Below are 7,393 nucleotides of genomic sequence, written 5' to 3'. Positions count from 1 at the left end.
TTGCTTTGGTTCTGCCATCACTTACATATCAACGGGTAAAATTTTCTGGCCACTTACCATAGCATTAATGCTTGGATCCATTGTTGGTGCACAGTTCGGAGTAAGATTAGCTCGTAAATTAAAAACGAAACATGTAAAACCACTTCTTAGATTAGTAACAGTTCTTTTAATCGTACAAATGATTGTAGATTACTTTAATTTTTAAAAGTATCTTTTTTGTAGATTCTAATTGAACTACAATTCTAACCAGACAAATAAGACGTCCATCACACTTGTGGATCGACGCCTCCTCCTTGATTTAAGATAATATTTATTGGGGTTCTAATAAAAAAATTAAAATTCTATTCAACTTGTTCTTCAATTAATCCTTCCCCGATAGTTTAAGTACATTGCTTCACAAACTTAGTTAACTTTAACATTGATTACTAAATATTTATATTTTAGGGTTATTCAACAATCTGGCCCGATTGCGGAACAAGAACAATCCTGTATATCAACCTCTGTTCCAAAACTCGTTATATTATGAACAACACGAAACAGCTTTATCAATATCTTTTTCTCTTACATACACGGAACCTTCAGTATCTATTATATATTCTATATTATTTTCTTTTAATTGTTCTAATAACGATTCTCGTAACTCATCTGATAAATTTTCTTGTCTGGCAAAAGAAACGTACGTCTCCTCAACTCGTTTCTCATTATTACATCCACTCAATATACTCAAGCATAAGATGATAGATAGCAAACACTTGCATTTCAATTTCACAAATTTCCCCCCAATTCAAAAATTAATTACTGTGTATATTACACTATATAACTAAATTAACAAATTGTACAAATTCAACGTAAGACCGAAATATAAAAAAGCGCACCTTTTCGGTACGCACGACGAATAACCGTTTATCTGAAAAAGATTTCAGATAAACGGCTATTTTGCACATGTCGCTTGGATAGTTTTCGACCACGGCATGTAATTATGTGAAATTTCTGGTTGCTGATGGATCGATAAATTAGGTAAATCCCTCATGAGCTTCACTAAGTATTGATAAAAATCGATGCCGTTTGCTTTTGCCGTTTCAGCCAAGCTCAAACAGATGGCATTGGCTTTCGCACGAGCTTCACTCACAGAGGAGTGATCAAGGTGCCGAAGAATTAATAAAAGAAATTCAGTTACGTCTATGGAAAAAAACAGTTGAATAATAAGAGCATATTAGTAACAGCATACGACTCTTGTATGCTGTTTTTTTATTTTTAAAGATAGATGATTACGCTCGTATAAACTATAATGTTATTATCAAATAATGGAAAATATTTGCCGAAATTTAAATTTATTAGGGGTAGTGAATATGGGTATTAATGAAGGCAACATCCAAAAGGTTTTAGATTGGACATATGAAAAGGTCTTAGTGGGCATACCTGGTACCGCTTCTGTGTACGAAATTTCAAATAGCTATTTATCGAAACATCCTACTAAAGATAAGGCCATTGATAGCTTAATTCGCTGGCAACAAAGCAAAACAGGGGTGAACGGCTTTGCTGCAGGTTTAGGGGGCATTGCTGTTATGCCCGTTGCAATACCCACAAACCTTTTTTTCAGTTATGTATGTTCAAATACAAATGATCGCTGCCATTGCTCATATTCGCGGATATGATTTAAAAGATGACCAAGTACAAACATTCGTCTTTGCATGTTTAACTGGTCAATCCGCTGCTGAAGTAATAAAACAAAATGGCATTGTAATTGCAACTAAAATCGGTAAAGTACAAGTAAGTAGAATACCAGGTGAAGTAATTAAACAAATCAACCAAAAAATAGGCTTTAGATTAGTAACCAAGGCAGGTGAAAAGGGGGTTGTTAATTTAGGGAAAATGGTTCCACTATTAGGTGGAGTTGTAGGAGCGGTATTCGATGTCTCAACTACATATGCCATAGGCAAGGCCGCTAAGTTAACCTTCATTGAAGGTGGCTACGATAACGATAACAAAGTTATTTTAGAGATTTAATTTATAAATACTCTAGCGAAAAGGAGAGAATATTATGAGTTTTAAAGCACTTAATCAAAACTATAGTACAGTTTATACACTAGACGAATGGGAAAGAAATCTAATCCATGTGACACCCTATTGTCCTGTTTGTGGTGTAGTAACAGAAAAAGCTGCTGGTTCTACATTAAGGAAAACGCATTTCGCTCATTCTATACAGAATACAGACTGTCCCACAATAAATGATAATCGGCGTAAATACCTATTACTATCACCTGTTGGCCTAGATACTGAAAATGGCCGTGATTTAATCAATTGGACTAAGTTAACGTGTGGCACTTGTATACGAAATGTAAGGAAATTCTCCAAGGACGTCTTAAGTTTCAAGAGTTTTCGCATATGCTAACTAAGCTAACGAAAAGAAAATTTGGTTTTATAAAGGGCTAACCTCAAATACTTTACTGAAATTGCTTACAACAATGGTGTTCCGTTAGAATTTACAATTCTTGACGGAAAGTTTATGATGTATGAGCGTCAGGGATATCATTATTACGTAGAAAAAGTGACACAGACTTGGTTTAATGCAGCAACAGGATCTTTAGCCCAAGCCGGAAGTGCACTTTTAAAAGCGAGAATAACTTACGGAATTTCGGAACGACTACCATTTATTAAAAATATTTACAACACAAAAACAGGTGAGCTTGTTAAGGAGAATAAGAATTTTGTTTCTGCTATGACAGCTATGGTGACGTATAATACTCCAATCATTGGACCTGTCCTGTATACAGCTGTTCCACTTGTAGACACGAAAGAAATTATTGTTTATACCAGTGAAACAGGAAAAGATAATACTTGGCATTATCGTTATCGTATAGTGGTTGCTAGAGATGGCAGTTATACAATTTCCAAATGGTATGTACAATAAATTTCGAATAATCAATTTCATTCATGTTGTACCTACTAGAATCCGTGTAGATTGAAATTGAATATCAAGAGGTGGAACATGAAAAAAAAATTGATTTTTTATAGTTTGTTTTTTATCGTTATGCTGCTTATTCTATCGTTTTATCAAAAATACCCTTTGCCTGAAGCATTAATGCATGCAGTCATTTTTACAGCAGTTTGTATAGGGGCGCATATTTTATCGGAGAAAATAAAGTAATGGTCTTAATACTCTTGCTTTGTATATAGAGCTTTCGCGAAGCAGTTTCTAAAAATCACCCAATTAATTAACGAAATATAACACAAGTGGTGTTAATCCCATTTGTGGTTTTTAATTTGTTTATATTTTGCTTGAAGAATTAAATAATCAGATATTTTACAAGAATAGAGCAACAATATACATGCTGAACAATTCAATCTTTTTTATAAAAAAAACCTTGATTCTTTTTATATATTGCGAAATGTTTTTGTAATCAAACCTTATTCCAAGGCAACACATGCAATTGTAGCTTTGGAATAAAGATACGATGTTTGTAAAAAAGTTATACCGTTTATAAAAAAGATGAACTGTACAATCTGGCCCGATTGCTGAATAAGGAAAAATCCTGCGAATAAAAAGCTTTTAAAAAATATCTACCAAACGACGCTTTGGGAATTTTTGCACTTCAAATAATACAACAGGTTACTTTAAACAAATATTGAACTTTTAAAAATTGGTTTCTTTAGGAATAAAACTAGCTCCGATTGGTGGAGATGATGTAATTATGTTAATAATAATTTAAATATTATTATTAATAGACATGAAACATTCAATGTTGAAGAGATAAAAAGAGTCCTAAAACCGAATTTATGCCACTCCTCTCCAAAATGACATTGAACAAATGGAGTACATTCAAGATTATGTAATACCTCGCTTACAAACAGGCATTACCAGGGATTCTACTAGTGCTGTGAGTCTTCTAATATATGTTTTTTTACAAAAGATATATTGTTTAGTGGCTCTGTTTCATGGGTGGTAATAATTACCCCCTTATCCATAGCCACAAGATTATTAAACTGATTACTCATGTACTCTTTACCACTAGTATCAACTCCCGAAAAAGGTTCATCAAACAAATACCAATCTCTGTCTAGACAACAAATCGTCGAAAAGTAAAGCTTTTTTCGTTCACCACCAGACAGAACTCCAATTCTTTTGTTCCAATTTTTGCTAAACTCTTCTAATAGACCATATTTTTCAGCATATTTGAAATATACAGTTTTATAATTTTTAATTCCTTCTAATGAGAAAATAAATTCCACAAAGTCTTTAAATTTCAACTTATAAGAAAAATAAAGGTTCTGATTTAAATAAACAAGACTATTATTCCCGCTTATCTCCCCAGTATACTTTTGGTTAAGGTTGCTAATACAATCGAGTAATGTTGACTTCCCAGTACCGTTCGCGCCGTGTATGTAATTGAATTCCTTATTTAATGTCATATTTACATTAACCAAAAGATCCTTATAAGTAAAATTTTTAATATTTATCATAATTATCACCTGCTTTCTAATGATATCACAGAGTATCTTTTCAGACTAAATAAGCCAAGTATAATAGAGCATATGGAAACAATTAAATATAAAGAGTAGTCTTTAAGTGTATTATCTATTAAAATGTCTCCTACTATTCTTATAAGGTTGAAATGATTATAATCAGTCGAGAAAAGAGCGATAAATGATACTAACATAAATATTGAGACAATAGTGTTTATATCGGTTGCGTTTATTTTAGTTATCAACGTTAAAGTGAACGACAAAAATGCTATTGGTATAGAAAAAACTATCAAAAGAGTTGATTCGTATATCAACTGAAATATATTGAATTGAAATATTATGCTAGCTGCTATATTAAAGAGTAAGAAGTTGAAAAAAATTAACGTTATTTGAGTTAAAATATTCGAAAAAAAGAATTCGTATCTAGATTCCTTTATTGAAAAATAAGTTTTAAGCAAACCCTCATTTCTCAATTTTGCTGCATGAACCCCTATTCCGTAAATAAAACATGAAAGTATTATAAATGCCCAAAAGAAACGAAGATCATAAAAAGAATGAATTTTATTGAAGTTTAGAATCAAAAATATAACTGGCAATAGTAGTGACCATATTAACGTGAAAATCTCGTTTCTTAACATCTTAAGATTCAGCTTATAATAAGCTATAACTACTCTCATAATAGACCCCTCTCTTTTATGGAAATGGAATAACTTCAACACTTCTATCTAATGATAATCCCGTACTATCTTCAATAAAATCATACATTGAAGAAGGATATAATTTTGGATTCATATGTGGAAACCAGTTTTCATCATAAACTTTTGTTATTTTTAAATTTGGGATATCCCTATGTGAAGATAATGAGGTTATATAGGGATGAATTTTATACTTCTGATATAATCTATTTATTAGATTAGCAAGTTCCAATTTCTTATCATTACTTCTATTAACCATTATTGTGGCTGCGTTTTTATTAAGATAGGAATAATTAGAGCTTAATTCTGAAGACGACAAGCTATCAAAGTTAGAGTGATAAAGATCCCTGTCCATATTAGAACTTGTAGAATATCCAACACCCAAGTTATTGTGTTTTGTTATAGAAACTGCAAAGTATTGCAATGCCTCTTTTTGCGATTTCAACACACCTTGATACATACATACACTAGTTCCTAAACCAACTGCTTTGAATGTTTCACCTGTACATACAGCTAATATAACGTGTAGGTCACTGTCTAGTGAAATGTCGTAGTACTTTATTTCATCTACAAATTGCTTTAAATAGGCATCGTATTTAACTAATGATACTTCATTTGAAATATTTACTATTACACCTTGACTTTTTGATAAATAATTTAATAAATATGATTGCCTTTCGAAGAATTCAAAAAAGGAATTCGTTATTGTTTTATTTGAAAGTGTGTGTGATGACATACCACAAGAATCAATAAATTCACCACTAAAGATAACTTTATTAGAAGCTATTTTTTTACTTTCTCCATTATATAATGAGGTAGCTAGAAGTGTTTTTTTTTGCAACGGGTTAGAATTAATTAAGATTTCTCTTTCGAAAAACTCACCTAAGGTACTGATTAAATCAGAAGTATTATAATTTAAACTAGCCTCATATGCTTCGACTGTCTGATGCCTATCACTTCTACTGATGTATATGTTGTTGTGATGACTATCAATAAAATCGTCTTTGTTAACTCGAAATGTAACATCATTCATTAGAAATCCGACTTTCACAATAATCTCCTCCTTACATCAAATTATTATAATAATAAACAGCTCGGGCACTTGGATAATACATCATTATTAATATTGTATTTATCATGTATTACTTTTTTCTTATTTAATAGCCTATCTTTTGTTGGCAAACAATTAATCAATTCAATAGATAAACATTTTACAGTCAAGCTAGAACAATCATTTTTAGTGTTTAAAACGTGAAAGTCTAATGACGTAATCCAATCAGGTAACTGAAGCGATACAGCTTCTTCTTCATAGGACTTAAACATTATTGTTTTATTCTTACAATCTTTTCTCATTTTATTAAGATGTTCTAATATTTCATCATTTTCATTCGAAGAAATGCTACTTAAATGGGAAAGAGGATTATCTTTATTTAGCCATTCTAATAGTCTAGCTTCTTTAAGTGCTTTCTTTAAAGCTGCCTCATCGGTTTCAGCTATTCCAGCCCCTGAAGCTATTAATTTATTTTCTGAAATCAAAATAACAAAATAAACTGGGAAATTCGTTAAATTTTTTGCGCGAAAAACTTCAACTGTTTCGCTAGAATAATTCATGTTTTTTATCAAATAATCAAGTTTTTCATCTTTTATTATATAATCCCCTAAGGATTTATACCAAAATAACATCATTTCATTTTTTTCTATAATTTCCAATATTGAAAAATGCGTGGCTTCACTTGAGCTTATTCCAGATACTGTTCCTGTCGTATCTACATATCCATAAATTTCATTATACCCATAACCAAAGTAAATTCTTTTAGTCTTCTTTATCTTATTCTGAATTTTATCGTATACTGTTATTGTTTGAGTATTGTCCATCTGTAAACCTATTTTCTTTCTCTCTAAATTCTCTTCATATGCTTTTCTTAAGGATAGCTGCTTATTTTTATCAATTGCAGTGCCCTCAGCGGGAGTCATGCCTTTCGTGGTATTAATTCTACCGATTGATGTATATGCAATATAATTTTCTTGTAAAAAGTCACCAATTGCCACACCGAAAAAATTTCTATTTGTAAATATCATAATATCAAGCATTCGTTCTTTATTAGAATTTGTTTTCTTAAGTTTATTCCTAAATCATGAGTGAATGTTTGAGGCTGAATAAAAATATCTTTGGATTCCAAATTCAATTTTGTTATCAAAGTTCCCGAAAACTCTCCGATTTGTAATATCCCCTT

Annotated in this window: 9 protein-coding genes and 1 pseudogene; 6 read left to right on the top strand and 4 right to left on the bottom strand. The window is 31.3% G+C overall.

Going from position 1 to position 7,393, the window contains the following annotated elements; translation table 11 throughout:
- On the top strand, positions 1-205 hold a 205-nt coding region (locus C9J37_RS26885), incomplete at its 5' end, for a sulfite exporter TauE/SafE family protein (RefSeq protein WP_153063523.1).
- 726 nt (positions 206-931) lie between these two features.
- Here C9J37_RS26885 and C9J37_RS26875 read toward each other — a convergent pair.
- A pseudogene (locus C9J37_RS26875) lies at positions 932-1,132 on the bottom strand (transposase domain-containing protein); the annotation flags it as partial.
- 217 nt (positions 1,133-1,349) lie between these two features.
- On the opposite strand from C9J37_RS26875, the gene C9J37_RS29290 reads away from it, so the two are divergent.
- The 5 genes from C9J37_RS29290 to C9J37_RS28665 all read left to right on the top strand — a co-directional run bounded on the left by C9J37_RS29290 (position 1,350) and on the right by C9J37_RS28665 (position 3,148).
- The gene (locus C9J37_RS29290; RefSeq protein ID WP_235617271.1) at positions 1,350-1,655 is read left to right on the top strand and encodes a hypothetical protein; all 306 of its coding nucleotides are present in this window, start codon (positions 1,350-1,352) and stop codon (positions 1,653-1,655) included.
- Complete coding sequence (locus tag C9J37_RS29285; RefSeq protein ID WP_235617270.1) at positions 1,621-2,007, top strand: EcsC family protein; 387 nt, start codon at positions 1,621-1,623, stop codon at positions 2,005-2,007. The genes C9J37_RS29290 and C9J37_RS29285 overlap by 35 nt, the downstream gene beginning before the upstream one ends.
- A gap of 34 nt (positions 2,008-2,041) precedes the next feature.
- Positions 2,042-2,392 (top strand): hypothetical protein, encoded by a 351-nt coding sequence (locus C9J37_RS26865; protein ID WP_107897850.1) that lies wholly within the window; start codon positions 2,042-2,044, stop codon positions 2,390-2,392.
- Between the two features lie 114 nt (positions 2,393-2,506).
- Positions 2,507-2,911, top strand: coding sequence for a hypothetical protein (locus C9J37_RS26860; RefSeq protein ID WP_137067862.1), 405 nt, complete (start codon positions 2,507-2,509; stop codon positions 2,909-2,911).
- A gap of 78 nt (positions 2,912-2,989) precedes the next feature.
- Positions 2,990-3,148: a hypothetical protein gene (locus C9J37_RS28665; protein ID WP_167397453.1), complete on the top strand. Its 159-nt coding sequence runs from the start codon at positions 2,990-2,992 to the stop codon at positions 3,146-3,148.
- A gap of 722 nt (positions 3,149-3,870) precedes the next feature.
- On the opposite strand, the gene C9J37_RS26855 is transcribed toward C9J37_RS28665, so the two are convergent.
- From C9J37_RS26855 to C9J37_RS26840, 3 genes are all read right to left on the bottom strand, one after another.
- Positions 3,871-4,461 carry an ATP-binding cassette domain-containing protein gene (locus C9J37_RS26855; RefSeq protein WP_107897848.1) on the bottom strand — a complete coding sequence of 197 codons (591 nt, stop codon included), beginning with the start codon at positions 4,459-4,461 and terminating at the stop codon, positions 3,871-3,873.
- Between the two features lie 696 nt (positions 4,462-5,157).
- A complete protein-coding gene (locus C9J37_RS26845; RefSeq protein WP_107897846.1) occupies positions 5,158-6,210 on the bottom strand; it encodes a YcaO-like family protein in 1,053 nt (350 codons plus the stop codon).
- Positions 6,211-6,236: 26 nt separating this feature from the next.
- The gene (locus C9J37_RS26840; protein WP_107897845.1) at positions 6,237-7,250 is read right to left on the bottom strand and encodes a YcaO-like family protein; all 1,014 of its coding nucleotides are present in this window, start codon (positions 7,248-7,250) and stop codon (positions 6,237-6,239) included.
- Positions 7,251-7,393 lie beyond the last annotated feature (143 nt).

It is taken from the genome of Lysinibacillus mangiferihumi (genome assembly GCF_003049665.1).
In the GTDB taxonomy this organism is placed as follows: Bacteria; Bacillota; Bacilli; order Bacillales_A; family Planococcaceae; genus Lysinibacillus; species Lysinibacillus mangiferihumi.
This window is presented reverse-complemented; position numbering and strand designations above follow the sequence as displayed.